Annotated in this window: 25 protein-coding genes; 21 read left to right on the forward strand and 4 right to left on the reverse strand. The window is 61.4% G+C overall.

Going from position 1 to position 24,398, the window contains the following annotated elements; translation table 11 throughout:
• Positions 1-208: 208 nt before the first annotated feature.
• From iscR to HX830_RS07560, 19 genes are all read left to right on the forward strand, one after another.
• Positions 209-700 carry a Fe-S cluster assembly transcriptional regulator IscR gene (gene iscR / locus HX830_RS07470; protein WP_103498549.1) on the forward strand — a complete coding sequence of 164 codons (492 nt, stop codon included), beginning with the start codon at positions 209-211 and terminating at the stop codon, positions 698-700.
• A 50-nt stretch (positions 701-750) separates the two neighbouring features.
• The gene (locus tag HX830_RS07475; protein WP_177099565.1) at positions 751-1,965 is read left to right on the forward strand and encodes an IscS subfamily cysteine desulfurase; all 1,215 of its coding nucleotides are present in this window, start codon (positions 751-753) and stop codon (positions 1,963-1,965) included.
• A 101-nt stretch (positions 1,966-2,066) separates the two neighbouring features.
• A complete protein-coding gene (iscU, locus tag HX830_RS07480; protein WP_003443374.1) occupies positions 2,067-2,453 on the forward strand; it encodes a Fe-S cluster assembly scaffold IscU in 387 nt (128 codons plus the stop codon).
• A 37-nt stretch (positions 2,454-2,490) separates the two neighbouring features.
• A complete protein-coding gene (gene iscA / locus HX830_RS07485) occupies positions 2,491-2,814 on the forward strand; it encodes an iron-sulfur cluster assembly protein IscA (protein WP_010565230.1) in 324 nt (107 codons plus the stop codon).
• A gap of 11 nt (positions 2,815-2,825) precedes the next feature.
• Positions 2,826-3,347, forward strand: a complete 522-nt coding sequence (hscB, locus tag HX830_RS07490; RefSeq protein ID WP_103498547.1) for a co-chaperone HscB — start codon at positions 2,826-2,828, stop codon at positions 3,345-3,347.
• Positions 3,348-3,398: 51 nt separating this feature from the next.
• Positions 3,399-5,261, forward strand: coding sequence for a Fe-S protein assembly chaperone HscA (gene hscA, locus HX830_RS07495; protein WP_103498546.1), 1,863 nt, complete (start codon positions 3,399-3,401; stop codon positions 5,259-5,261).
• Between the two features lie 2 nt (positions 5,262-5,263).
• Positions 5,264-5,605, forward strand: a complete 342-nt coding sequence (fdx, locus tag HX830_RS07500) for an ISC system 2Fe-2S type ferredoxin (RefSeq protein ID WP_103498545.1) — start codon at positions 5,264-5,266, stop codon at positions 5,603-5,605.
• A 14-nt stretch (positions 5,606-5,619) separates the two neighbouring features.
• A complete protein-coding gene (gene iscX, locus HX830_RS07505; RefSeq protein WP_103498544.1) occupies positions 5,620-5,820 on the forward strand; it encodes a Fe-S cluster assembly protein IscX in 201 nt (66 codons plus the stop codon).
• Between the two features lie 88 nt (positions 5,821-5,908).
• Positions 5,909-6,334 (forward strand): nucleoside-diphosphate kinase, encoded by a 426-nt coding sequence (ndk, locus tag HX830_RS07510; RefSeq protein ID WP_103498543.1) that lies wholly within the window; start codon positions 5,909-5,911, stop codon positions 6,332-6,334.
• A gap of 28 nt (positions 6,335-6,362) precedes the next feature.
• Positions 6,363-7,511 (forward strand): 23S rRNA (adenine(2503)-C(2))-methyltransferase RlmN, encoded by a 1,149-nt coding sequence (gene rlmN, locus HX830_RS07515; RefSeq protein WP_103498542.1) that lies wholly within the window; start codon positions 6,363-6,365, stop codon positions 7,509-7,511.
• A gap of 12 nt (positions 7,512-7,523) precedes the next feature.
• Positions 7,524-8,285, forward strand: coding sequence for a type IV pilus biogenesis/stability protein PilW (gene pilW / locus HX830_RS07520; RefSeq protein ID WP_103498541.1), 762 nt, complete (start codon positions 7,524-7,526; stop codon positions 8,283-8,285).
• Positions 8,282-9,274 (forward strand): RodZ domain-containing protein, encoded by a 993-nt coding sequence (locus tag HX830_RS07525; RefSeq protein ID WP_152740968.1) that lies wholly within the window; start codon positions 8,282-8,284, stop codon positions 9,272-9,274. Before pilW ends, HX830_RS07525 begins: the two co-directional genes overlap by 4 nt.
• A 3-nt stretch (positions 9,275-9,277) precedes the next feature.
• Positions 9,278-10,387: a flavodoxin-dependent (E)-4-hydroxy-3-methylbut-2-enyl-diphosphate synthase gene (gene ispG / locus HX830_RS07530; protein ID WP_100943102.1), complete on the forward strand. Its 1,110-nt coding sequence runs from the start codon at positions 9,278-9,280 to the stop codon at positions 10,385-10,387.
• A gap of 22 nt (positions 10,388-10,409) precedes the next feature.
• Entirely contained in the window at positions 10,410-11,699 is a 1,290-nt protein-coding gene (hisS, locus tag HX830_RS07535; RefSeq protein ID WP_103498539.1) for a histidine--tRNA ligase, read from the forward strand.
• A gap of 40 nt (positions 11,700-11,739) precedes the next feature.
• Complete coding sequence (locus HX830_RS07540) at positions 11,740-12,381, forward strand: YfgM family protein (protein WP_103498538.1); 642 nt, start codon at positions 11,740-11,742, stop codon at positions 12,379-12,381.
• Positions 12,374-13,525 (forward strand): outer membrane protein assembly factor BamB, encoded by a 1,152-nt coding sequence (bamB, locus tag HX830_RS07545; protein ID WP_152740966.1) that lies wholly within the window; start codon positions 12,374-12,376, stop codon positions 13,523-13,525. Before HX830_RS07540 ends, bamB begins: the two co-directional genes overlap by 8 nt.
• Positions 13,526-13,792: 267 nt before the next feature.
• Positions 13,793-15,268 (forward strand): ribosome biogenesis GTPase Der, encoded by a 1,476-nt coding sequence (gene der / locus HX830_RS07550; protein ID WP_103498536.1) that lies wholly within the window; start codon positions 13,793-13,795, stop codon positions 15,266-15,268.
• Between the two features lie 113 nt (positions 15,269-15,381).
• Positions 15,382-16,530, forward strand: coding sequence for a pyridoxal phosphate-dependent aminotransferase (locus HX830_RS07555; protein ID WP_177099567.1), 1,149 nt, complete (start codon positions 15,382-15,384; stop codon positions 16,528-16,530).
• Positions 16,518-17,312 carry an amidohydrolase gene (locus tag HX830_RS07560; protein WP_177099569.1) on the forward strand — a complete coding sequence of 265 codons (795 nt, stop codon included), beginning with the start codon at positions 16,518-16,520 and terminating at the stop codon, positions 17,310-17,312. The genes HX830_RS07555 and HX830_RS07560 overlap by 13 nt, the downstream gene beginning before the upstream one ends.
• Before the next feature lie 105 nt (positions 17,313-17,417).
• On the opposite strand, the gene leuA is transcribed toward HX830_RS07560, so the two are convergent.
• From leuA to HX830_RS07580, 4 genes are all read right to left on the reverse strand, one after another.
• Entirely contained in the window at positions 17,418-19,100 is a 1,683-nt protein-coding gene (leuA, locus tag HX830_RS07565; protein WP_103498533.1) for a 2-isopropylmalate synthase, read from the reverse strand.
• A gap of 497 nt (positions 19,101-19,597) precedes the next feature.
• Positions 19,598-20,419: a peptidoglycan DD-metalloendopeptidase family protein gene (locus HX830_RS07570; RefSeq protein ID WP_177099571.1), complete on the reverse strand. Its 822-nt coding sequence runs from the start codon at positions 20,417-20,419 to the stop codon at positions 19,598-19,600.
• Between the two features lie 18 nt (positions 20,420-20,437).
• Positions 20,438-21,817: an exodeoxyribonuclease VII large subunit gene (gene xseA / locus HX830_RS07575; protein ID WP_152740962.1), complete on the reverse strand. Its 1,380-nt coding sequence runs from the start codon at positions 21,815-21,817 to the stop codon at positions 20,438-20,440.
• A 187-nt stretch (positions 21,818-22,004) separates the two neighbouring features.
• Positions 22,005-22,904 carry a LysR substrate-binding domain-containing protein gene (locus HX830_RS07580; RefSeq protein ID WP_177099573.1) on the reverse strand — a complete coding sequence of 300 codons (900 nt, stop codon included), beginning with the start codon at positions 22,902-22,904 and terminating at the stop codon, positions 22,005-22,007.
• Positions 22,905-23,004: 100 nt separating this feature from the next.
• Here HX830_RS07580 and HX830_RS07585 point away from each other — a divergent pair, with 100 nt between their 5' ends.
• Positions 23,005-23,772, forward strand: a complete 768-nt coding sequence (locus HX830_RS07585) for a sulfite exporter TauE/SafE family protein (RefSeq protein ID WP_177099574.1) — start codon at positions 23,005-23,007, stop codon at positions 23,770-23,772.
• Positions 23,773-23,826: 54 nt separating this feature from the next.
• On the forward strand, positions 23,827-24,375 hold the full coding sequence (locus HX830_RS07590; protein ID WP_103498528.1) for a sugar ABC transporter ATPase: 549 nt from the start codon (positions 23,827-23,829) through the stop codon (positions 24,373-24,375).
• Positions 24,376-24,398 lie beyond the last annotated feature (23 nt).

The following is a 24,398-nucleotide window of genomic DNA, read 5'->3' on the forward strand; positions in this document are numbered from 1 at the left end:
CTTGCCCGCGAAGACGTCCTGAAGGGCGCCAAGGAACCACCAGTCAGTCACGACGGCGGTGATGCCATTACGCCCCAGACTTTGCTACAATTTGCGCGCGCTTTTCGCGGTAAACCCGACTAAAGCACTAGGTCTTATAGTTGACTTAAATACTCGGGAATAGCATACTCTTCCCCATCCCGATCCCGTAACTCCGTGGTACCTGTCCATGCGACTGACTACAAAAGGCCGATACGCCGTGACCGCCATGCTCGACCTGGCGTTGCACGCGCAACGCGGGCCGGTGTCTCTGGCCGATATCTCCGAGCGCCAAGGCATCTCCCTGTCCTACCTCGAACAGCTTTTCGCCAAGTTGCGCCGCAGCAACCTGGTGTCCAGTGTGCGCGGTCCCGGCGGCGGCTACCAGCTGTCGCGTGACATGCAGGGGATCCAGGTCGCCCAGGTGATCGATGCCGTGAACGAATCGGTCGATGCCACCAAATGCCAGGGGCTGGGCGATTGCCATGGCGGCGATACCTGCCTGACCCACCATCTGTGGTGCGACCTCAGCCTGCAGATCCACGAATTTCTCAGCGGTATCAGCTTGGCGGACCTTGTCACTCGCCGTGAAGTGCAAGAAGTCGCCCAGCGTCAGGATCAGCGCCGCGGTAATAGCAGGGCGCTACACCTGGACAAGATCGAAGCGTCCACCGTCGAATGACAGCCAAAGAGCCAACGGTGCGCCAGCCAGCCTGATTTAGGAGAGTATCCATGAAATTGCCGATTTACCTTGATTACTCAGCGACTACCCCGGTTGATCCGCGTGTCGCGCAAAAAATGAGTGAATGCCTGCTGGTCGACGGAAACTTCGGTAACCCGGCGTCCCGTTCCCACGTGTTCGGCTGGAAAGCCGAAGAGTCCGTGGAAAACGCACGTCGCCAGGTGGCCGACCTGGTCAATGCCGACCCGCGTGAAATCGTCTGGACCTCCGGTGCCACCGAGTCCGACAACCTGGCGATCAAGGGGGTTGCGCATTTCTACGGCACCAAGGGCAAGCACCTGATCACCAGCAAGATCGAACACAAGGCGGTCCTCGACACCATGCGCCAACTGGAGCGCGAAGGTTTCGAAGTCACCTACATCGAGCCTCGTGAAGATGGCCTGATCACTCCGGCCATGGTTGAAGCCGCCCTGCGCGACGACACCATCCTGGTCTCGATCATGCACGTGAACAACGAGATCGGCACCGTCAACGACATCGCCGCCATCGGCGAGCTGACCCGCTCCCGTGGCGTGCTGTTCCACGTCGATGCCGCTCAGTCCACCGGCAAGGTCGATATCGACCTGCAGAAGCTGAAAGTCGACCTGATGTCCTTCTCGGCCCACAAGACCTACGGCCCTAAAGGCATCGGCGCGCTGTACGTCAGCCGCAAGCCGCGTGTTCGCCTCGAAGCGACCATGCACGGCGGCGGTCACGAGCGCGGCATGCGTTCCGGTACCCTGGCGACCCACCAGATCGTCGGCATGGGCGAAGCGTTCCGCGTGGCCAAGGAAGACATGGCTGCCGAGAACCTGCGCATCAAAGCCTTGAGCGAGCGCTTCTACAAGCAGGTCGAGCATCTGGAAGAGCTGTACATCAACGGCAGCATGACCGCCCGCGTACCGCACAACCTGAACCTGAGCTTCAACTACGTCGAAGGCGAGTCGCTGATCATGGCGCTCAAGGATCTCGCGGTTTCCTCCGGTTCCGCTTGTACCTCGGCTTCGCTGGAGCCTTCGTACGTATTGCGCGCCCTGGGCCGCAACGACGAACTGGCCCACAGCTCGATCCGCTTCACCTTCGGTCGCTTCACCACCGAAGAAGAAATCGATTATGCCGCGCAGAAAGTCTGCGAGGCCGTCACCAAGCTGCGCGCTCTGTCGCCGCTGTGGGACATGTTCAAAGACGGCGTCGATATCTCGAAGATCGAGTGGGCGGCACACTAAATAAAGAAGCCGCCACATACAGGTCCTGTAGCGACGCGGCAATCAACGGCTGACGTAACGACAGGACCGAGAGCGGCCCTGATGAGTGAGGATTAAGTACCATGGCTTACAGCGAAAAGGTCATCGACCACTACGAAAACCCGCGCAACGTCGGCAAGATGGACGCCGAAGACCCGGATGTCGGCACCGGCATGGTCGGCGCTCCGGCGTGCGGCGACGTGATGCGCCTGCAGATCAAGGTCAACGAGCAAGGCATCATCGAAGACGCCAAGTTCAAGACCTACGGTTGCGGTTCGGCTATCGCCTCCAGCTCCCTGGCTACCGAGTGGATGAAAGGCAAGACTCTGGATGAAGCAGAGACCATCAAGAACACTCAGCTGGCTGAAGAACTGGCCCTGCCGCCAGTGAAGATCCACTGCTCGGTCCTCGCCGAAGACGCCATCAAGGCCGCCGTTCGCGATTACAAGCAGAAGAAAGGCCTGATCTAAACGATCTGGCGTTCAAGCGATTAGTAAGGAGTCACCGATGGCTATCAGCATGACAGAAGCGGCTGCTCGACACGTGCGACGCTCCCTTGACGGGCGCGGCAAAGGTGAAGGGATTCGTCTGGGTGTTCGCACCACAGGCTGTTCCGGCCTTGCCTATGTGCTGGAGTTCGTCGACGAAGTGGTGGCGGAAGATCAGGTGTTCGAGAGTCACGGCGAAAAAGTGATCATCGACCCGAAAAGCCTCACCTACCTGGACGGCACCGAGCTGGATTTCGTCAAGGAAGGGTTGAACGAAGGCTTCAAGTTCAACAACCCCAACGTGCGCGGTGAATGTGGCTGCGGCGAAAGCTTCAACATCTGAGGCTTCTTGTTGTGGGTACTCCTTGTCATTTCGCTTTATTCGAGTTGCAGCCGAGCTTTACGCTGGATCTCGAACAGTTGGCCGCGCGCTATCGAGAACTGGCGCGCGGTGTGCACCCGGACCGCTTTGCCGACGCTTCCGAGCGTGAGCAACGCCTGGCCCTGGAGCAGTCCGCCAGCCTCAACGAGGCCTACCAGACCCTCAAGAGTCCTCCCAAACGCGCGCGCTACCTGCTCGCCATGGGCGGTCGCGAGTTGCCGCTGGAGGTCACGGTGCACGACCCCGATTTCCTTATGCAGCAGATGCAATGGCGCGAGGAGCTCGAGGAGTTGCAGGACGAAGCGAACCTGCCCGGTATCGCCACGTTCAAGCGCCGCTTGAAAGTCGCCCAGGATCAATTGAACGACAGCTTCGCAGCTTGTTGGAACGATGCCGCGCAACGCGAACAGGCCGAACGCCTGATGCGGCGCATGCAGTTTCTCGACAAGCTCACCTACGAAGTGCGCCAGTTAGAAGAGCGCCTCGACGATTAACCCAGTGCCGCCTCGGTCGCACGCCTGATATTCAGATAAGTCCAGATAACGATGGCCCTACTGCAGATCGCCGAACCCGGCCAGAGTCCTCAACCGCACCAGCGTCGCCTGGCTGTGGGGATCGACTTGGGCACTACCAATTCGCTGGTCGCTGCATTACGCAGTGGTCTTTCCGAGCCGTTGCCCGATGCCGACGGGCAGGTGATCCTGCCGTCCGCGGTGCGCTATCACGCCGACCGCGTTGAAGTCGGCCAGTCGGCCAAGTTGGCTGCCGCCGGTGATCCGCTCAATACCGTGATGTCGGTGAAGCGCCTGATGGGCCGTGGCCTGGCGGACGTCAAGCAACTGGGCGAACAGCTGCCTTACCGCTTTGTCGGCGGTGAGTCGCACATGCCGTTCATCGATACCGTGCAGGGCCCGAAAAGCCCGGTGGAAGTGTCCGCCGAGATCCTCAAGGTGCTGCGTCTGCGCGCCGAGGCAAGCTTGGGCGGCGAACTGGTGGGCGCGGTGATCACCGTGCCGGCTTATTTCGACGAGCCCCAGCGCCAGGCAACCAAGGACGCGGCACGGCTGGCTGGACTCAACGTGCTGCGCCTGCTCAATGAGCCGACGGCGGCGGCGGTGGCTTACGGTCTGGATCAGAACGCCGAAGGCGTGGTTGCCATCTATGACCTGGGCGGCGGTACTTTCGATATTTCGATCCTGCGCCTGACCCGTGGTGTCTTCGAGGTACTGGCCACCGGTGGCGACAGCGCCCTGGGTGGCGATGACTTCGACCATGCGATTGCCGGCTGGATCATCGAGCAGGCAGGGTTGTCCGCCGATCTCGATCCGGGTGCGCAGCGTCATCTGCTGCAAACCGCTTGCGCCGCCAAGGAAGCCCTGACCGATGCGACTTCGGTCGAGGTGGTCTATGGCGACTGGCGTGCGGCCTTGAGCCGTGAAGTCTTCGATGCGCTGATCGAGCCCATGGTTGCGCGCAGCCTCAAGGCTTGCCGACGCGCCGTGCGTGACTCGAACGTGGAGCTCGACGAGGTCCAGGCCGTGGTCATGGTCGGCGGCTCGACCCGTGTGCCGCGTGTTCGCGAGGCGGTCGCCGAAATGTTCGGCCGTCAGCCGTTGACCGAGATCGACCCGGATCAGGTGGTGGCCATTGGTGCCGCGATCCAGGCCGATACCCTGGCCGGCAACAAGCGCGATGGCGGCGAATTGCTGCTGCTGGACGTGATTCCGTTGTCCCTGGGCCTGGAAACCATGGGCGGCCTGATGGAGAAGGTGATTCCGCGTAACACCACCATCCCGGTCGCCCGTGCCCAGGACTTCACTACTTATAAAGACGGCCAGTCGGCCATGATGATTCACGTGCTGCAAGGCGAGCGTGAATTGATCAGTGACTGCCGCTCCCTGGCGCGTTTCGAACTGCGCGGCATTCCGGCCATGGTCGCGGGTGCGGCGAAGATCCGCGTGACCTTCCAGGTCGATGCCGACGGTCTGCTCGATGTCTCGGCCCGCGAACTGGGTTCGGGCGTCGAGGCGAGCATCCAGGTCAAGCCGTCCTACGGCCTGACCGACGGCGAAATCGCCAGGATGCTCAAGGATTCGTTCCAGTATGCCGGTGACGACAAGGTCGCTCGCGTGCTGCGCGAGCAGCAGGTCGATGCCCAACGCCTGGTCGAAGCCGTGCAAGCGGCTTTGGAGGCCGATGGCGAACGCTTGCTGGATGCCGATGAACGCATGGTCATCGACCTGCAGGTGCAGGAACTGACCGAACTGATGAAAGGCACCGATGGTTACGCCATCGAGCAGCAGACCAAGCGTCTGTCGCAAGTGACCGATGCTTTTGCTGCACGCCGCCTGGATTCGACGGTGAAAGCCGCGCTGGCGGGGCGCAACCTGAATGAGATTGGGGAATAACGATGCCGCAGGTGATTTTTCTGCCTCACGAGAAGTTTTGTCCTGAGGGCTTGGTCGTGGAGGCGGAAACGGGGATCTCGATCCTCGAATTGGCCCATGAGCACCATATCGAAATGGAAAGTGCTTGTGGCGGTGTCTGCGCCTGCACCACTTGCCATTGCCTGATTCGCGAAGGTTTCGACTCGCTGGAAGAGGCCGATGAGCTGGAAGAGGACTACCTTGACAAGGCTTGGGGGCTGGAAGCCCAGTCGCGCCTGGCCTGTCAGGCCAAAGTCGGGACCGAGGACCTGACCGTCGAGATTCCGAAGTACTCGCTCAACCACGCCGCCGAAGCGCCGCATTGATTCAAGGAATTATCATGAGCCTGAAATGGGTTGATGTGCTGGAGATCGCAATTCAACTGGCTGAAAGCAAGCCGGAAGTCGATCCAATGTCGGTCAACTTCGTCGATCTACGCAAGTGGGTGATGGAATTGCCCGAGTTCGACGACAAGCCGGAGCACTGCGGCGAGAAGATTCTGGAGGCCATTCAGGCCCAGTGGATCGAAGAACGCGACTGAGCAGCGCGGCAGGTTAGGCAATACTTGGGAACCCGCGTATAATTCGCGGGTTTAATTTTTGGCAAATCACTGTTTCTGGAGTTACACCATGGCTGTTCAACGCACTTTCTCCATCATCAAGCCTGACGCCGTTGCAAAAAACGTGATCGGCAAGATCGTTTCCCGTTTCGAAGACGCCGGCCTGCGCGTTGTTGCTTCGAAAATGAAGCAACTGTCCAAAGCCGAAGCCGAAGGCTTCTACGCTGAGCACAGCGCTCGTGGTTTCTTCGGCGACCTGGTTGCCTTCATGATCTCCGGCCCGGTTGTTGTCCAGGTTCTGGAAGGCGAAAACGCCATCGCTCTGAACCGTGAGCTGATGGGCGCTACCAACCCTAAAGAAGCCGCCGCCGGCACCATCCGTGCTGACTTCGCTGATTCCATCGACGCCAACGCTGTACACGGTTCGGACTCCGAAGCCGCTGCCGCTCGCGAAATCTCGTACTTCTTCGCAGCTACCGAAGTAACCGCTCGCTAAGCAAAGGCTTTCGAGTGAGGGTGAATCCATGACTGTATCAATCGGCAAAATAAACCTGTTGGGTCTGACTCAGCCGGAAATGGAAAAATTCTTCGACTCAATCGGGGAGAAGCGTTTCCGTGCCGGTCAGGTCATGAAGTGGATTCACCACTTTGGCGTCGATGATTTCGACGCCATGACGAACGTCAGCAAGGCCTTGCGTGAAAAGCTCAAGACTGTTGCTGAAGTACGCGGTCCTGAAGTCGTCAGCGAGGACATTTCCACCGACGGCACCCGTAAATGGGTGGTGCGCGTGGCGTCCGGCAGCTGCGTCGAGACCGTCTACATTCCCCAGGGCAAACGTGGCACCTTGTGCGTTTCGTCCCAGGCGGGCTGTGCCCTGGACTGCAGTTTCTGCTCCACCGGCAAGCAAGGCTTCAACAGCAACCTCACCGCCGCCGAAGTCATCGGCCAGGTGTGGATTGCCAACAAATCCTTTGGCAGCGTCCCGGCGACCGTCGACCGTGCCATCACCAACGTGGTGATGATGGGCATGGGTGAGCCGCTGCTGAACTTCGACAACGTCATCGCGGCCATGCACCTGATGATGGACGACCTGGGCTACGGCATCTCCAAGCGCCGCGTGACCCTGTCGACCTCCGGCGTGGTTCCGATGATCGACGTGCTCGCCGAGCACATCGACGTCTCCCTGGCGCTGTCGCTGCACGCACCGAATGACGCATTGCGTAACCAATTGGTGCCGATCAACAAGAAGTATCCGCTTAAGATGTTGCTCGAGTCGTGCCGTCGCTACATGGCGACCCTCGGCGAGAAGCGCGTCCTGACCATCGAGTACACCCTGCTCAAGGATGTCAACGACCAGGTCGAGCATGCCGTCGAGATGATCGAGCTGCTCAAGGACACGCCGTGCAAGATCAACCTGATTCCGTTCAACCCGTTCCCGCATTCGGGCTACGAGCGCCCGAGCAACAATGCGATCCGGCGTTTCCAGGATCTGTTGCATCAGGCCGGCTATAACGTCACGGTACGCACCACCCGCGGTGAAGACATCGACGCGGCCTGTGGTCAACTGGTGGGGCAGGTGCTGGATCGCACCCGTCGCAGCGAACGCTACATTGCCGTACGTGAGCTGAGCGCCGATGCCGAAAGTGGGCAAAGCGCCGCGAACCGAAACTGAGAGAGGACCTCCATGACCCTGCGCGCTGCGCTCCTTGTCGTATTCGTCGGCCTGCTGGCCGGCTGCGTTTCAACGGGTAATGTCGACCCGCTGAGTACCAGCAAGGGGCGCGATGAAGCGCGCACGGCCTATGTGCAACTGGGCATCGGCTATCTGCAGCAAGGCCAGACCGAGCAGGCCAAGGTGCCGCTCAAGAAAGCCCTGGAGATGGACAGCTCCGATCCGGATGCCAACGGCGCCTTGGCGCTGGTGTTCCAGGCCGAAGGCGAAACGCAACTGGCCGAGGAGCATTTCCACAAGGCCCTGTCCTCGCGTCCGAACGACGCGCGCACGCTCAACAATTACGGCAGCTTCCTGTTTGAGCTCAAGCGTTACAAGGACGCCTACGAGCGCTTTGAACAGGCCGCCAACGACAGCCTCTATACCGAACGTTCGCGGGTTTTCGAAAACCTCGGCCTGACTGCCCTGGCCCTCGGCCAGCGCGATCTGGCCCTGCAGCATTTCGACAAATCCCTGCGCCTGAACCGCCAACAGCCACGTGCCTTGCTGGAAATGGCTGAGTTGTCTTACGAAGACAGGCATTATGTGCCCGCACGCGATTATTACGCGCGCTTCAGCCTGCTGAGCGAGCAAAATGCACGTAGTCTATTGCTCGGTATCCGCCTGGCGAAAATCTACGAAGATCGTGACAAGGCCGCCAGTTACGGCTTGCAACTAAAACGACTCTATCCCGGTACGCCGGAATATCAGCAATACCTGTCGGAGCAAAGATGAAAGCGGCGCAACCCGAATTTGTAGCAGCGACTCGCGTCAACCCCGGTGAGACCCTGCGTCAGGCCCGCGAAAGCAATGGTTGGACGCTGGCCGAGGTGGCCGTGAAGCTCAACCTCACGGTGTCGTCCTTGAGCAACCTGGAAGCCGGTGCCTTCGACAAGCTGCCGGGGCATACCTTTGCTCGGGGTTATATCCGCGCCTACGCCAAGTTGCTCGGCATGGACCAGGCCGTCCTGGTCCAGCAGTTCGACCAGAGCACCGGTACCGATTCCCAGGGCAGCAGTGTCCAGGCCCTGGGGCGGATCGAAGAGCCGGTGCGGTTTTCCCACACCCTGTTGCGTATTGTCAGCCTGCTGTTGCTGATCGCCGTGATCGGCGGCGGCTTCGTCTGGTGGCAGGACCAGGCCAGCCTGCGCTCCAAGGATCAGGCGGCGGTCAATATGGAGCACGTCGAAGTCGAAAGCGCCGACGGCACCACGCAGATTCATCCGATCGACGAGCCGGAAGACCAGGCCGTGACCGAGAACCAGGCGGCCTCCGAGGCGCCGGCACCTGAAGGCGCGGCCGAGGCCCAGCCTGCGGCCCCGGCGGCTGCGGCCAGTACTCCGGCGACCCCGGCTGTGGTGCCTGTGCCGCATTCGGCGCAGACCCTGGTGGTGGCCCCGACGCAAGCCCCAGCCCCGGTGTCGACAGTCGCGTCAGGCGCTCCGGTCAGCGGTGCACCCGCTGCCGCCGAGCCCGTGGCCGGCGCCGGCCAGGTCCACCTGACCTTCGTCGCCGATTGCTGGACCCAGGTCACCGACGGCAACGGCAAGGTGCTGGTCAGCGGCCTCAAGCGCAAGGGCGAGAACCTTGAGCTCAGCGGCAAGCCGCCGTTTGCCGTGCGCCTGGGCTATGCCCGCGGTGCCCAGATCACATACAACGGTCAGCCGGTCGATATCGCCCCGTTCACCAGTGGCGAGACCGCTCGCCTGAAGCTAGGTCAATAAGTCATGCACGGCCAATCTCCTATCAAGCGTCGCGAGTCCCGTAAAATCTGGGTCGGCTCGGTACCCGTAGGCGGTGATGCACCGATCGCGGTGCAGAGCATGACCAACAGCGACACCAATGACGTCGCGGCTACCGTGGCGCAGATCAATCGCCTGGAAGCCGCGGGCGTCGATATCGTGCGCATTTCCGTGCCGGACATGGACGCCGCCGAGGCCTTCGGTCGGATCAAGCAGTTGGTCAAGGTACCGCTGGTCGCCGATATCCACTTCGACTACAAGATCGCCCTGCGCGTGGCCGAACTGGGTGTCGACTGCCTGCGGATCAATCCGGGCAATATCGGTCGCGAAGACCGCGTGCGCGCGGTGGTCGATGCCGCCCGTGATCGTGGTATCCCGATCCGTATCGGCGTCAACGCCGGTTCCCTGGAAAAAGACCTGCAGAAAAAGTACGGCGAGCCCACGCCAGAGGCGCTGGTGGAGTCCGCCCTGCGCCATGTCGAGCACCTGGAGCGCCTGAACTTCCAGGACTTCAAGGTCAGCGTAAAGGCTTCCGACGTGTTCATGGCGGTAGCCGCCTACCGCCTGCTGGCCAAGGAAATCGTCCAGCCGCTGCACCTGGGGATCACCGAAGCCGGTGGTTTGCGTTCAGGCACAGTGAAATCCGCCGTCGGCCTCGGTATGCTGCTGGCCGAAGGGATTGGCGATACTATTCGCATCTCGTTGGCGGCCGACCCGGTCGAGGAAGTGAAAGTCGGCTACGACATCCTCAAGTCCCTGCACCTGCGCTCCCGTGGTATCAACTTCATCGCCTGCCCGAGCTGCTCGCGGCAGAACTTCGATGTGGTCAAGACCATGAACGAGCTGGAAGGGCGCCTGGAAGATCTGCTGGTGCCGCTGGATGTGGCCGTGATCGGTTGTGTGGTCAACGGACCGGGTGAGGCCAAAGAGGCCCATATCGGCCTGACCGGTGGCACGCCGAACCTGATCTACATCGACGGCAAGCCGGCACAGAAACTGACGAATGACAATCTGGTGGATGAGCTCGAAAGGCTGATCCGGCAGAAGGCGGCCGAAAAGGTCGAAGCCGACGCGGCGCTGATCGCCCGCGGCTGATCGAAGAATTTAAGGATATTTTGTGAGCAAGTCTTTGCAAGCCATTCGTGGCATGAACGACATCCTGCCCGAGCAGACGCCCCTGTGGCGCTATTTCGAGGGCACGGTCGCGCGCCTGCTGGATAACTACGGCTACAAGCAGATCCGCATGCCGATCGTCGAGTTCACCGAGCTGTTCAAACGCTCCATCGGTGAAGTGACCGACATCGTCGAAAAAGAGATGTACACCTTCGAGGACCGCAACGGCGATTCCCTGACCCTGCGTCCGGAAGGCACCGCGGCCTGCGTGCGCGCCGTGCTGGAACACGGCATCACCGGTGGTGGCCAGCCGCAGAAGCTCTGGTACATCGGCCCGATGTTCCGCCACGAGCGTCCGCAGAAAGGCCGTTATCGCCAGTTCCACCAGATCGGCTGCGAAGTCTTCAATATCGACGGCCCGGACATCGACGCCGAGCTGATCGTGCTGACCTGGCGCCTGTGGGGCCTGCTGGGCATCCGCGGCGCGGTCAAGCTCGAACTCAACAGCCTGGGCACCAGCGAGTCCCGTGGCCGTTATCGCGAGGCCCTGGTGGAGTTCCTCAGCGCGCGTCTCGAGCTGTTGGACGAAGACAGCCAACGCCGCCTGAAGACCAACCCGCTGCGGGTGCTCGACACCAAGAATCCGGACACCCAGGCCGCGCTGGTGGATGCGCCGAAACTCGCCGATTACCTCGACGAGGAATCGCGCCTGCACTTCGAAGGCCTCAAGGCCCGTCTCGATGCGGCCGGCATCCCGTACGTGATCAATCCCAAGCTGGTGCGCGGGCTGGATTACTACAGCAAGACCGTTTTCGAATGGGTCACCGACCAGTTGGGCGCCCAGGGCACCGTCTGTGCCGGTGGTCGCTACGATGGCCTGGTGGAGCAGATGGGCGGCAAGCCGACTCCCGGCGTGGGTTTTGCCATGGGTATCGAGCGGTTGATCCTGCTGCTGGAAACCCTGGAGCAGGTCCCGGAAGAAATCGCCCGTCAGGTCGACGTCTACCTGTGCGCCTTCGGCGAAGCCGCCGAGCTCGCGGCCCTGGCCCTGAGCGAGAAGGTCCGCGACCAGCTGCCGAACCTGCGTTTGCAGGTCAACGCCGGTGCCGGCAGCTTCAAGAGCCAGTTCAAGAAAGCTGACAAAAGCGGTGCGCTGTACGCCTTGATTCTCGGTGACGACGAATTGGCTCAGCAAGTGGTAGGTTTCAAACCCCTGCGTGGCCAGGGCGAGCAACAAAGCATTGCCTGGGAGGCTCTTTCCGAGCACTTGGCCACCTGCGTCGTGCAGGGTTGAAGCTGTAAAACAGCCGATTTAGAGAATAAGGAGTATTGGGGTGTCGAGTACCGAAGATGATCAGTTGGCGGAGTTGAAGGACTGGTGGCAGCGTAACGGCAAACCCTTGGTCACTGGCGGCTTGCTGGCCCTGGTGGTGGTGTTCGGCTGGCAGGCCTGGCACAAATACCAGAGCAACCAGGCGCAGGGCGCCTCGATGCTTTATCAGCAACTGCTGGAAACCACGCTGACGCCGGACGGCAAGCCCGACCCTGGACGTGTGGCGGACCTGGCCAACAAGCTCAACACCGATTTCGCCGGCAGCGCCTATGCGCAGTACGGCAGTCTGTTCGTAGCGAAAGTTGCGGTCGATACCGGTAAACTCGACGACGCCGCGCGTGAGCTGAAAGCCATTACCGACAAACCGGCCAACATCACCCTCGGCGAAGTCGCGCGTCAGCGCCTGGCCCAGGTGCTGGCGGCACAGAACAAAGTCGACGACGCACTGAAACTGCTCGACGGCGATGCTGACAAGGCGTTCCTGGCCAGTCGCGAAGAACTCAAGGGGGACCTGTTGGTTCAACTGGGTCGGACCGATGAAGCTCATGCCGCGTACCAAAAGGCCAAAGCGGCGCTGTCTGATGAAGCAGCGGTCGGTGGCTTACAAATCAAGCTGGACGACCTGGCCAAAGGGGATGCGTGACGTGATCCGTTGGAAACATGCAGCATTGCTGGCTCTGGCCATTCTGGCCGCGGGTTGCAGCAGCAACAGCAAGAAAGAACTGCCACCGGCCGAACTGACCTCCTTCAAGGAAGAAGTGGTTCTGCACAAAGAGTGGAGCCGTTCCATCGGTGACGGCCAGGGCAAGATCTACAACATGCTGGTGCCGGCGATTGACGGCGATACCATCTACGCGGCCGATGACACTGGCGTCGTGATCGCGATGGATCGCATGAACGGCGACGTGAAGTGGAAGAAAGACCTGGAAGTGCCGGTTTCCGGCGCCATCGGCGTCGGCTACGGCCTGGTGTTGATGGGCACCCTCAAGGGCGAAGTGATTGCCCTGGATGCCAGCAGCGGCGAGCAGAAATGGCGCGCCCAGGTGACCAGCGAAGTGCTGGCGCCGCCGGCCACCAACGGTGACGTGGTGGTTGTGCAGACCCAGGACGACCGTGTGATCGGCCTCGATGCCGACACCGGCAACCAGCGCTGGTTGTACGACAGCAGCCCGGCGGTTCTGACCTTGCGTGGTACGGGTGCACCCTTGGTGACCAACCACCTGGCGGTGGCGGGTCTGTCCAGCGGTAAGGTGGTCGCCCTGGATACCCATAACGGCGTGCCGGCGTGGGAAACCCGTGTGGCCATTCCGCAAGGGCGTTCGGAGCTGGAGCGCATCGTCGACATTGACGGCGGCCTGCTGTTGTCCGGCGGCAACCTCTATGTCGCCAGCTACCAGGGCCGCATGGCGGCACTGGAGCTGGAAAGCGGTCGAGTGCTCTGGCAGCGTGATGCTTCCAGCTACTCGGGCGTTGCCCAGGGCTTCGGCAGTGTTTATGTCGCCTTGGCGTCCGGCACGGTTGAAGGCGTTGACGAACGTTCCACCACGGCGATCTGGAGCAATGACGCCCTGGCTCGTCGCCAGCTGACGGCACCGGAAGTGTTCTCCAGCTACGTCGCAGTCGGCGACTTCGAAGGCTACCTGCACCTGCTGAGCCAGGTGGACGGTCGCTTCGTCGGTCGCGAGCGCATTGACAGCGACGGCCTGCGTGCACGTCCGCTGGTGATGGGTGACATGATTTACGTGTATGGCAACAGCGGCAAACTGGAAGCCCTGACCATCAAGTAAAGGTTTGACTATGCTTGGGGGTACCCCAACGCATCACTTGTAGGAGCGAGCTTGCTCGCGATGAACGTAAGGGCACCGCGAAAGAACCAGTGCCCCGCGTTATCGTTAACGACCATCGCGAGCAAGCTCGCTCCTACAGGTTCGGCGTTGATCCCACAGGCGGCCTCGTTTCATGAGGTTTGCGGCACCTCCCGGTGCTGCCCCGAGCACCAGCCGCTGCCTTGCAGCGGCTTTTGTATTTTCTGAAATAACGAAGTGGAGAGCCGCATGGTTCCCGTAATCGCCCTGGTGGGCCGACCGAACGTCGGTAAATCCACCCTGTTCAACCGCCTGACCAGGACTCGTGACGCCATTGTCGGCGACTTGTCCGGTCTGACCCGTGATCGCCAATACGGTGAGGCTAAGTGGCAAGGGCGCACCTATATCCTGATCGACACCGGCGGTATTTCCGGCGACGAGCATGGCATGGACGAAAAAATGGCCGAGCAGTCGCTGCTGGCCATTGAAGAAGCCGATGTCGTGCTGTTCCTGGTGGACGCCAAAGCCGGCTTCACCGCCGCTGACCAGATGATCGGCGAGCACCTGCGCAAACGTAACAAGCGTTCTTACGTAGTGGCGAACAAGGTCGACAACATCGACCCGGATATGGCCCGCGCCGAATTCAGCCCGATGGGCCTGGGCGACGCGATCCCGATCGCCGGTGCCCACGGTCGCGGCATCACCCAGATGCTGGAAATCGCCCTGAGCGACTTCCCGAAAGACGACGAAGACGAGCCGGAAGACGGCGAGATCGAAGACGTTGCCGAAGGTGAAGAAGCCAAGCGCATTCCCGGCCCGAGCGAAAAAGATGGCATCAAGATCGCCATTATCGGTCGCCCGAACGTCGGCAAGTCGACCCTGGTCAACCGCATGCTCGGTGAAGACCGGGTTATCGTCTATGACGAGCCCGGTACCACCCGCGACAGTATCTACATCCCGTTCGAGCGTAACGACGAGAAGTACACGCTGATCGACACCGCCGGTGTGCGTAAGCGCGGCAAGATCCACGAGGAAGTCGAAAAATTCTCCGTGGTGAAAACCTTGCAGGCGATCAAGGACGCCAACGTCGTGATCTTCGTCATGGACGCCCGCGAAGGCGTGGTCGATCACGACCTCAACCTGCTCGGGTTTGCCCTGGAGTCGGGTCGTGCGCTGGTGATCGCCCTGAACAAATGGGACGGCATGACCCCGGGCGAACGTGATTTCGTGAAGATCGAGCTGGAGCGCCGGTTGTTCTTCGTCGACTTCGCCGACATCCACTTTATCTCGGCCTTGCACGGCACCGGCGTGGGTAACCTGTACCAGTCGGTACAGAACTCCTTCAAGTCGGCGGTGACCCGCTGGCCGACCAGCCGCCTGACCCAGATCCTCGAAGATGCGGTGACCGAGCACGCGCCTCCGATGGTCAACAGCCGTCGGATCAAGCTGCGCTACGCGCACTTGGGCGGGGCCAACCCGCCGCTGATCGTGATCCACGGTAACCAGGTGGAGAAGGTGCCGAAGTCCTATGTCCGCTACCTGGAAAACACCTATCGCCGTGTACTGAAGTTGGTGGGGACGCCGATCCGCATCGAATTCAAGGGCGGCGAGAACCCGTACGAAGGCAAGAAGACCGCGCTGACTGACCGTCAGGTCAACAAGAAGCGTCGGATGATGTCGCACCACAAGCAGGCCGATAAAAAGCGTCGCGACAAGAAACGCTGATTCGGATCATGAAAACGGGCGCCTCGGCGCCCTTTTTCATGCCTGGCGTTTACGTTATCCTCGAACGCTCCCGTGCCCCGTAGAGCCGGATGTTCAGCAGGGAAAACGCCCCCATGATCAGCAGTAAGTTGCCGAATGTCGGCACCACCATCTTTACCCGTATGTCTGCGCTTGCGGTGGAAACCGGTGCGCTCAACCTGTCCCAGGGCTTCCCGGATTTCGAGGGCCCGCAGGCCCTGCGTGATGCGGTTTGCCGGCATGTGAACAACGGCCATAACCAGTACGCCCCCATGACCGGGCTGCCGGCCCTGCGCCAGCAGGTGGCGACGAAAATCGCCCGCAGCTACGGCGTGCACGTGAACGCCGATGCAGAGATCACCATCACCCCCGGCGCGACCCAGGCGATCTTCTGTGCTATCCAGGCGGTGATCCACCCCGGCGACGAGGTGATCGTTTTCGACCCTTGCTACGACAGTTATGAACCTTCGGTGGAGTTGGCCGGTGGGCGTTGCGTGCATGTGCAGCTCGGGTTGGAAGACTTCTCCATCGATTGGCAGAAGCTCAGCGACGCGCTGAGCCCGCGCACCCGCATGATCATCCTCAACAGCCCGCACAATCCCAGCGGTGCGCTGATCAGTCATGGCGAACTGGACCAACTGGCAAAACTGATCGCCGACCGCGACATCTATCTGGTCAGCGACGAAGTCTACGAACACCTGGTGTTCGACGGCGTGCCCCATGCCAGTGTCTTGGCCCATGAGGCGCTGTATCAGCGTGCGTTCGTGGTCAGCTCGTTCGGCAAGACCTACCACGTCACCGGCTGGAAAACTGGCTATGTGGTAGCGCCGCCGGCCCTCACCGCCGAACTGCGCAAAGTGCACCAGTACGTCAGCTTCTGCGGCGTGACGCCGTTGCAGTATGCACTGGCCGACTTTATGGCGATGCGTCCGGAGCATGTCGAGGAACTGCCGGCGTTCTATCAGGAGAAGCGCGATCTGTTCTGCGACCTGCTGGGCGAGTCGCGATTCAGCTTCAAACGGGCGGCGGGGACCTATTTCCAATTGGTCGACTACTCGCAGATCCGCCCGGACCTGAACGACGTCGACATGGCCGTGTGGATGACCCGCGAACATGGCGTGGCAAGCATTCCGGTGTCGGTCTTCTACCAGAACCCGCCGGAAGGACAGCGCCTGGTGCGCCTGTGTTTTGCCAAGCGCGAGGAGACGCTGCGTGAAGCAGCGGCAAAACTATGCGTGATCTGAGTGCGTTGCCGGACCTGAAACTCGCATTGGTGCAGACCACCTTGGCCTGGCATGACCGTCAGGCCAACCTCGAGCACTTCGACGTGCTGCTGGAGCAGGCTGCGGGGGCTGATCTGGTGATCCTGCCGGAGATGTTCACCACCGGTTTTTCCATGGCGTCGCAGACCCTGGCCGAAGCCGAAAACGGCCCGACCAGCGATTGGCTGCGTGAGCAGGCGAAAAAGCTTGATGCGGTGATCACCGGCAGCGTGATCGTCCGCGCCACCGATGGCAGTCACCGCAATCGTCTGTTGTGGGCGCGGCCGGATGGCGAGGTGTTGCACTACGACAAGCGCCACCTGTTCCGCATGGCCGGCGAGCATAACCACTACACCCCGGGCGAGCGCCAGATGCAGTTCGAGCTCAAGGGCTGGCGGGTGCGTCCGCTGATCTGCTACGACCTGCGTTTTCCGGTGTGGAGCCGCGATGCCCAGGACACCGACCTGCTGCTGTACACCGCCAACTGGCCGGGCGCGCGGCGCTTGCACTGGAACCGATTGTTGCCGGCGCGGGCAATTGAAAACCTGTGTTATGTGGTGGCGGTGAATCGGGTCGGCACCGATGGCAAGGGTTTCGCCTATACCGGCGACAGCCAGGTGCTGGATTTCCAGGGCGAGTCGTTGCTGGGGGCAGGGGAGGCCGACGGTGTGTTCCAGGTCACCTTGAGTGCGGCGGAACTGGCGGCCTATCGGACGCGGTTTCCGGCCTACCTGGATGCCGACAGCTTTGAGTTGAATCAGTAACACCGCGTTATCGTTCATCGCCAGCAAGCCGGCGATGACGGACTCAGACGCACAAAAAGGCCCCGGGGGTTCACACCGCCGGGGCCTTTTTATTTCTGCCGACGCTTACGCCGCCTTGCTGGTATCCAGCTGGCTCAGCGAGCGGTTCAGCGCGCTGAACAGTGCCTTGAAGCTGGCGGTGGTGATGTTTTCATCGATCCCCACGCCGTGCACCGCACGTTCACCGTTCACCCGCAGCTCGATATAAGCCGCGGCTTTGGCGTTGGTCCCGGCACCGATGGCGTGCTCGTTGTAGTCCATGATTTCCACCGGTATCGGCAGACCGGCCACCAGTGCTTCCAGGGCGCCGTTGCCCTTGCCGCGCCAGTGCAGATTGGTCTCGCCCTGGCCCTTGCCGGACACTTCCACTTCCACGGCACTGTTGCCGTTTTCTTCCTGCAGGCGATGGCTGACCAGCGCATACGGGGTGTTGGCTTGCAGGTACTCGCTGTGCAGCAGGGCATGAATCTGCTGCGCGGTCATTTCCAGGCCGAGGCGGTCGGTTTCACGCTGCACCACCTGGCTGAACTCGATCTGCATGCGACGCGGCAGGCTGATGCCGTATTCCTGCTCCAGCAGGTAGGCGATACCGCCCTTGCCCGACTGGCTGTTGACGCGGATCACCGCCTCGTAGCTGCGGCCGATATCGGCCGGGTCGATCGGCAGGTACGGCACTTCCCACAGGGCGTCGGCTTGCTGCTGGGCGAAGCCCTTGCGGATCGCATCCTGGTGGGAGCCGGAGAAGGCGGTATGGACCAGGTCGCCGACATACGGGTGACGTGGGTGCACCGGAATCTGGTTGCACTCCTCGACCACCTTGCGCACGCCGTCGATATCGGAGAAGTCCAGCTGTGGGTCGAGACCCTGGGTGTACATGTTCAGGGCCACAGTGACCAGGTCGACGTTACCGGTACGCTCGCCGTTGCCGAACAGGCAGCCTTCGACACGGTCGGCGCCGGCCATCAGGCCCAGTTCGGTGGCGGCCACGCCGGTGCCACGGTCGTTGTGGGTGTGCAGGCTGATGATCACGCTGTCACGACGGTTGATATGGCGACCGAACCACTCGATCTGGTCTGCATAGATGTTCGGGGTGGCACACTCGACCGTGGCGGGCAGGTTGAGGATCACCTTGTGCTCGGGCGTCGGGTTCCAGACTTCGATGACCGCGTCGCAGACTTCCTTGGCGAACTCAAGCTCGGTGGCGCTGAAGGTTTCCGGCGAGTACTCGAACTGCCACTGGGTGTCCGGCTGCTGGGCGGCGTATTTGACGAACAGCTTGGCGGCGTTGACCGCGATGGCCTTGATCCCGTCCTTGTCCTGGTTGAAGACAATGCGGCGGAAGGACGGCGAGGTGGCGTTGTACAGGTGAACGATGGCTTTCTTCGCCCCGCGCAGGGATTCGAAAGTGCGCTCGATCAAGTCTTCACGGCCCTGGGTCAGCACCTGGATGGTGGTGTCCTCGGGGATGTGGTTGTCTTCGATCAGGGTACGGACGAAGTCGAAGTCGGTTTGCGAAGCGGCCGGGAACGAGGCTTCGATTTCCTTCACGCCGACGCTGACCAGGGTTTTCCAGAAGCGCAGTTTTTTCACCGCGTCCATCGGCTCGATCAGCGACTGGTTACCGTCGCGCAGGTCGGAGCTGCACCAGATCGGCGCGCTGGTGATGGTTTTCGACGGCCAGGTGCGATCAGGGAGATCGATGGTCGGAAACGCGCGGTACTTCGAAGACGGGTCTTTGAGCATGCTCATGGGGAAATTCCTTGGGGTCAGGGCCGAAAAAAGGCGGCCAGCCGGTAATGCGTTATCAGGGAGAAAACCGGGGACGAGGTCGTTCGATTCAGCCTGGCAGTCGTGCGCTGACGAGGCAGAGGCTGCGATGTTGACGTCGCTGAATGAGGGTGTGAGAAGTTTTCATGTCTTCAACCCTAACCACTGGGGTGAAAGATGGCAAGCCTGTGGGAAAAATTGAGAGAAATACTCGGAAAATCGGCTTTTACGATATTTTATTCTGCTTGAACGACTAAAAATCTAGAACAATTGCGCACTATTTTGGACCTGCGCAATCTTTGCCGCTGGGATGGTTGGCTGCAACATCGGTCGCCCAGACCGAACGAGGTCCTTGTAGGAGCGAGCTTGCTCGCGATGGACGTCAACGATAACGCGGGGGCACCTGATACCCAGTGGTGCCTGGACTACCATCGCGAGCAAGCTCGCTCCTACAGGGGGGGGCGGTGGTGTTCCGGGGATCAGGGTTGGAACGCGCCGATAAAGATCGCCGGATCGACCCGCGCGTCATTCAGGCTGACGTTCCAGTGCATATGGGGGCCGGTCGCCCGCCCTGTGGAGCCGACCTTGCCCACCACCGCACCACGGGCCAGTGACTGGCCCACCTGCACGTCGATCTTCGACATATGGCAGAACATGCTGATAAAGCCCTGGCCGTGGTCGACGAACACCGTATTGCCATTGAAGAAGTAATTGCCGATCAGAATCACCTTGCCCGCTGCCGGGGTCTTGATCGGCGTACCTGCTGGCACCGCGAAGTCCAGCCCGGCGTGTGGGTTGCGCTCCTCGCCGTTGAAGAACCGACGCACGCCGAAGCGGCTCGACAGTGGCCCGTTGACCGGCTTGTCCAACAGCAGGTTGCTCGGCGTACCGGGGCTGAAGCTGCGATAGGCCCGAATCTGCACCGCCAGTTCTTCATCGATGCGCTTGAGGTCGGCCGGATTCGGGTTGACCTGGCGGGTGTTTTTCAAGGTGATGTGCTGTTCCGGGTATTTCTTGCTAGTAACGTTGAAACTCAGGTTGCGCCCCGCCGAGTTGATTTGCTGGCTGCCGGGTTTCACGCTGAGGGGAATACCGACAATCGCCAACCAACTATTCTGTTCCTTGACCACCAGCACCGGCTTGCCCTGGTAACTGGCCTTGGGCGCCTGGGCGTTTGCTCCGAGATCGACCACGGCCACGCCGCCGGGCACCGGCTTGTTCAGCAGGCGGGTGAGATAGCTGTCGGCGTGGGCGTTGAAGGCGAGGCCCAGCAACAGCAGGGCACCAAGAAAACGGGGCATGCTCGGATCCCTTGAAAATCAGTCCAGTAAAGAAAGGGTGACGGGCGTCAGGTGATTGTCCTCGACCCGCACCTGCAATTCCCCTTCACCGAGTTTCGCCTTGAGGCGTTGGCCGGTGTGGGTCTGCTCGGCACTGCGGATCGCCTGGCCACGTTCGTCCAGCAGGATACTGTAGCCACGGCCGAGTGTGGCCAGGGGACTTACTACATGAAGTGTCTGCATCTGGCTTTGCAGTTGCAGGCGCCGGGCTTTCAGGCCCTCGCGCATGGCTCGGGGCAGGCGTTCGGAGAGACTGTCCAGGCGTTGACGCAGAAGCGCCAGTTGCCGCCCCGGATGTTGCCCGGCGAGGCGGGTTTCCAGGCGGATCAGTTTTTCCCGGCGGGTATTGAGCTGGCGCTCGAACGCCCGGCGCATGCGCATGTCCAGGTCATCCAGGCGCTGGGCCTGCTGGCGCAGGCGTTCACCGGGGTGGCGCAGGCGTCGGGCCAGGCCGTCGAGACGCAGGCGGTCGCGCATCAGGCGGTCGCGGATACGCATCACCAGGCGGCGGTGCAGGCTCTCGACCCGGCGTTGCAGGTCGCTGGAGTCCGGGGCCAGCAGTTCTGCGGCGGCGGAGGGAGTGGGGGCGCGGACGTCGGCGACAAAATCGCTGATGGACACATCGGTTTCATGGCCGATGGCGCTGACGATGGGCGTGATACAGGCGTCCACCGCCCGGGCCACGGCTTCTTCGTTGAAGCACCAGAGGTCTTCCAGCGAGCCGCCGCCACGGGCCAGGATCAGCGCGTCGAAGCCCTTGGCATCGGCCAGCTTCAGCGCCCGGACGATTTGCGTGATGGCTTCGCGGCCCTGCACGGCGGTGGGGATCAGCGTCAGTTCGACCTGCGGAGCTCGGCGGCGAAAGACACTGATAATGTCGCGGATCACCGCACCGGTGGGCGAACTGATAATGCCGATGCGTTGCGGATGGGCGGGCAACGGGACCTTGCGCTCGGCGCTGAACAGGCCTTCGGCGCTGAGCTTTTCCTTCAGGGCATCGAAGGCCAGGCGCAGGGCGCCATCGCCGGCCGGCTCCACGGTGTCGAGGATCAGTTGGTAGTCGCCACGGCCTTCGAACAGCGAGACCTTGCCCCGGACCTTGACCGCCAAACCGTCCTTCAGCGCCTGGCGCACCCGGGCGGCGTTCTGCCGGAACAGTGCGCAACGCACCTGGGCGCCGCTGTCCTTGAGGGTGAAATAGATATGGCCGGATGCCGGGCGGGCGAGGTTGGAGATTTCGCCTTCGACCCAGATATTGCTGAACACATCTTCGAGCAGCACCCGGGCGCGGCCGTTGAGCTGGCTGACAGTGAGGACTTCGCGGTCGAGGCCCAGGCGTGAAAAGGGATCTTTAATCATGGGGGGCATGATAAAGGCATTCGACCGGCAATCTCTACGTTATGTCGTCGAACGCAGATTTTGTCTCCTGCCCGAATCTAATGTGGGAGCAGAGCTTGCTCGCGAAGGCGGCCGCGAGGGCGCTAAAAGCTTCGCGGGCAAGCTCCGCTCCCACACAAGCCCTGCTCCTATGAGTTTCGCGGTGTTTTCAAGGGCGTCGCAGATCTTCGCTGAACCTCTCGACAAACTGCGCCACCAGCGGCGTCGGCTCCTGGCGGCAGGCCAAGGCCAGGGTGCTCTGACAATCCGGGTCCTTGAGGGGCAGGAAATGGATATTCGTCGGTGCGATGTCCCGCATCGACTCGGGCAGCAGCGCAATACCGAACCCAGCCTGGATCAACTGCAATTGAGTGGTCTTGCGCGACACCACCCGCGCCGCCCGGGGAAAGAAACCCTGGCGCATGCACAGCTCGGCCGAGAGATAACTCAAGCCACCCCGCTGCGGATGCGGAATGGAAATAAAGGCTTCGTCCTTCAGCACCGCCAGGTCGATGCCCTCGGTCGAGCCCGCCAACGGATGATTCGGCGGCACCGCCAGCAGCAGGCGCTCGCTGAACAGCGGCAGGATCTGCACACCCTCGCGCTGGCGCAGTACCGGCAGGCGCAGCAGGCCGATGTCCAGTCGCCCCTCGGCCAGTTCTTCGAGTTGGGCTTCGGAGGACAGCTTGACGATATCCATCGACGCCCCCGGACTCTGCTCCAGAAAATGACTGATTGCCCGTAGCAATCGACCGCTCATCGGCACCGTGCTGGAATGACTCAGACGCAAGGTTCCCAGTTGTCCTTTGCCCACCTGGGTCGCCAACTCGCTGGCCTTGTTCAGTTCGCTCAACAGATTTCTTGCCCGCGGATAAAACGCCTCGCCTGCCGCGGTCAGTCTTGGCTGGCGCGCCGTACGTTCGAACAAGGGCGTCTGCAAATGATTTTCCAGTTCCTTGATCTGCCGGCTCAAGGCCGACTGCGCGATAAACAGGCGTTCGGCGGCGGCGCTGAAACTGCCGGATTCGGCGATTTCAACGAAGTAGCGCAGTTGGCGGGTGGAAATCACGAGTCATGCCTTTTCGAGATGGGTGGCGGGCTTTGAATATATTAGTCGCAAGGCTCGCCACTGGCTAAAGTCAATCGAACCCATTGTGGAAGTGTTCTTCATGAGTCTTGTTGCCCTATTGAACCAGTGGCCGTTCAGTGCCACCGATTGGCTGGTGGTGGAGCTGGGCGTGGCCTTGGCCTATATCGTTTTCGGCGTGGCCGGTTTTGGCACGGCGCTGGTGGCGGGGCCGATCCTGATCCTGTTTATGCCGCTGTCGAAAATCGTGCCCTTGCTGGTGCTGCTGGATTTCGTCGCGGCCTTTGGCAATCTGCTGCCTTCGCGCAAGGATGTCGCCAAACCCGAGTTGCTGCGGTTGCTGCCGTGCATGGCGGTGGGCTGCACCCTGGGGGTGATCTTCCTGTTGAACCTCAAGTCCGACATCCTGTTGCTGCTGATGGGCTTGTTTATCAGCGCCTATGCGGTCTACAGCCTGTTGGTCAAGGCGCGACCGACCCAACTGGCGGCGGGTTGGGCGGTGCCCATGGGCACGGTGGGCGGAATGTTCGGCGCGCTGTTTGGCAGCGGCGGCTTTCTTTACGCGATCTACCTCAACAGCCGCTTGCCCAAGGACGCGGCCCGCGCCACCCAAAGTGCGTTGATCAGTTGCAGCACGGTGGTGCGTCTGTCGCTATTCGTGATCGCCGGGGTCTATGCCGAGCTACCCTTATTGATGTTGGCGGTCTGTTTGCTGCCGGCAATGGCGCTGGGTCTCTGGATCGGCAGGCGTTTGACCCGCCGGCTATCGCGTGAGGCCTTCGTGCGCCTGGTGACCTGGTTGGTGCTGGCCAGTGGAATTGCCCTGATCACCCGTTACTTCAGCACTTGACCTCGGGGTTTCAGGGATTAAGCTGCCGGGTCGCAAACGCTCCAGGCCGTCCCCATGAATTCGCAAAGCATCATCGTCCCGAAGATTTCCACCTTGCCGGTCCATGAACCCCGGGCCCGGGCCGTCGTGCGCTGGCTGGTGCGCAAGAACATCATCGAGGAGCAACTGAGCACCTGCGGTCGCACCGGCAACCGCATGGCCCATGCCATCGCCCCGGGCGCCGCCAGCGTGGTCCTGCACCCGGATGCGCTGCCGTTCAATGAGCCGATCAACGGTCTGGAGATCGTCACCAAGCGCTGCATCTATACCCCGGCCAAGGGCTTTCTCGAAGAGGCGGGCTGCGCCGAGTGCCGCAAGGAAGTCGGCGAGGCGTTGTTCGACAGCCTCGAAGAGTGGATGCCGGGGCGCACCGAGAACTTTATCTGCCCGCTGTGCGGCCATGAAGACGATATCAACGGCTTTCTGTTCCTGCAGGAGTGCGCTTTTTCCAACCTCGGATTTATCTTCAACAACTGGGCCGAAGCCGGCTTCAAGCAGAGCTTTCTCGACGAGTTCGCCGACTGGCTGGATCAGCCGGTGGCCTGGGTAAAAGTGGAGCTTTAAATAAGCCAAGGTTTACATTGAGC

The organism is Pseudomonas gingeri (assembly GCF_013385425.1).
GTDB lineage: Bacteria > Pseudomonadota > Gammaproteobacteria > Pseudomonadales > Pseudomonadaceae > Aquipseudomonas > Aquipseudomonas gingeri_D.

Bases quoted from the DNA above. Each gene is read 5' to 3' on its own strand.
- HX830_RS07590 (WP_103498528.1), top strand. From the start codon at position 23,827: ATGAATTCGCAAAGCATCATCGTCCCGAAGATTTCCACCTTGCCGGTC.
- HX830_RS07560 (WP_177099569.1), top strand. From the start codon at position 16,518: ATGCGTGATCTGAGTGCGTTGCCGGACCTGAAACTCGCATTGGTGCAG.
- pilW (WP_103498541.1), top strand. From the start codon at position 7,524: ATGACCCTGCGCGCTGCGCTCCTTGTCGTATTCGTCGGCCTGCTGGCC.
- ndk (WP_103498543.1), top strand. From the start codon at position 5,909: ATGGCTGTTCAACGCACTTTCTCCATCATCAAGCCTGACGCCGTTGCA.
- HX830_RS07555 (WP_177099567.1), top strand. From the start codon at position 15,382: ATGATCAGCAGTAAGTTGCCGAATGTCGGCACCACCATCTTTACCCGT.
- hscA (WP_103498546.1), top strand. From the start codon at position 3,399: ATGGCCCTACTGCAGATCGCCGAACCCGGCCAGAGTCCTCAACCGCAC.
- leuA (WP_103498533.1), bottom strand. From the start codon at position 19,100: ATGAGCATGCTCAAAGACCCGTCTTCGAAGTACCGCGCGTTTCCGACC.
- xseA (WP_152740962.1), bottom strand. From the start codon at position 21,817: ATGATTAAAGATCCCTTTTCACGCCTGGGCCTCGACCGCGAAGTCCTC.
- HX830_RS07585 (WP_177099574.1), top strand. From the start codon at position 23,005: ATGAGTCTTGTTGCCCTATTGAACCAGTGGCCGTTCAGTGCCACCGAT.
- iscA (WP_010565230.1), top strand. From the start codon at position 2,491: ATGGCTATCAGCATGACAGAAGCGGCTGCTCGACACGTGCGACGCTCC.
- HX830_RS07525 (WP_152740968.1), top strand. From the start codon at position 8,282: ATGAAAGCGGCGCAACCCGAATTTGTAGCAGCGACTCGCGTCAACCCC.
- iscU (WP_003443374.1), top strand. From the start codon at position 2,067: ATGGCTTACAGCGAAAAGGTCATCGACCACTACGAAAACCCGCGCAAC.
- HX830_RS07570 (WP_177099571.1), bottom strand. From the start codon at position 20,419: ATGCCCCGTTTTCTTGGTGCCCTGCTGTTGCTGGGCCTCGCCTTCAAC.
- bamB (WP_152740966.1), top strand. From the start codon at position 12,374: ATGCGTGACGTGATCCGTTGGAAACATGCAGCATTGCTGGCTCTGGCC.
- fdx (WP_103498545.1), top strand. From the start codon at position 5,264: ATGCCGCAGGTGATTTTTCTGCCTCACGAGAAGTTTTGTCCTGAGGGC.
- rlmN (WP_103498542.1), top strand. From the start codon at position 6,363: ATGACTGTATCAATCGGCAAAATAAACCTGTTGGGTCTGACTCAGCCG.
- iscR (WP_103498549.1), top strand. From the start codon at position 209: ATGCGACTGACTACAAAAGGCCGATACGCCGTGACCGCCATGCTCGAC.
- HX830_RS07475 (WP_177099565.1), top strand. From the start codon at position 751: ATGAAATTGCCGATTTACCTTGATTACTCAGCGACTACCCCGGTTGAT.
- iscX (WP_103498544.1), top strand. From the start codon at position 5,620: ATGAGCCTGAAATGGGTTGATGTGCTGGAGATCGCAATTCAACTGGCT.
- der (WP_103498536.1), top strand. From the start codon at position 13,793: ATGGTTCCCGTAATCGCCCTGGTGGGCCGACCGAACGTCGGTAAATCC.
- ispG (WP_100943102.1), top strand. From the start codon at position 9,278: ATGCACGGCCAATCTCCTATCAAGCGTCGCGAGTCCCGTAAAATCTGG.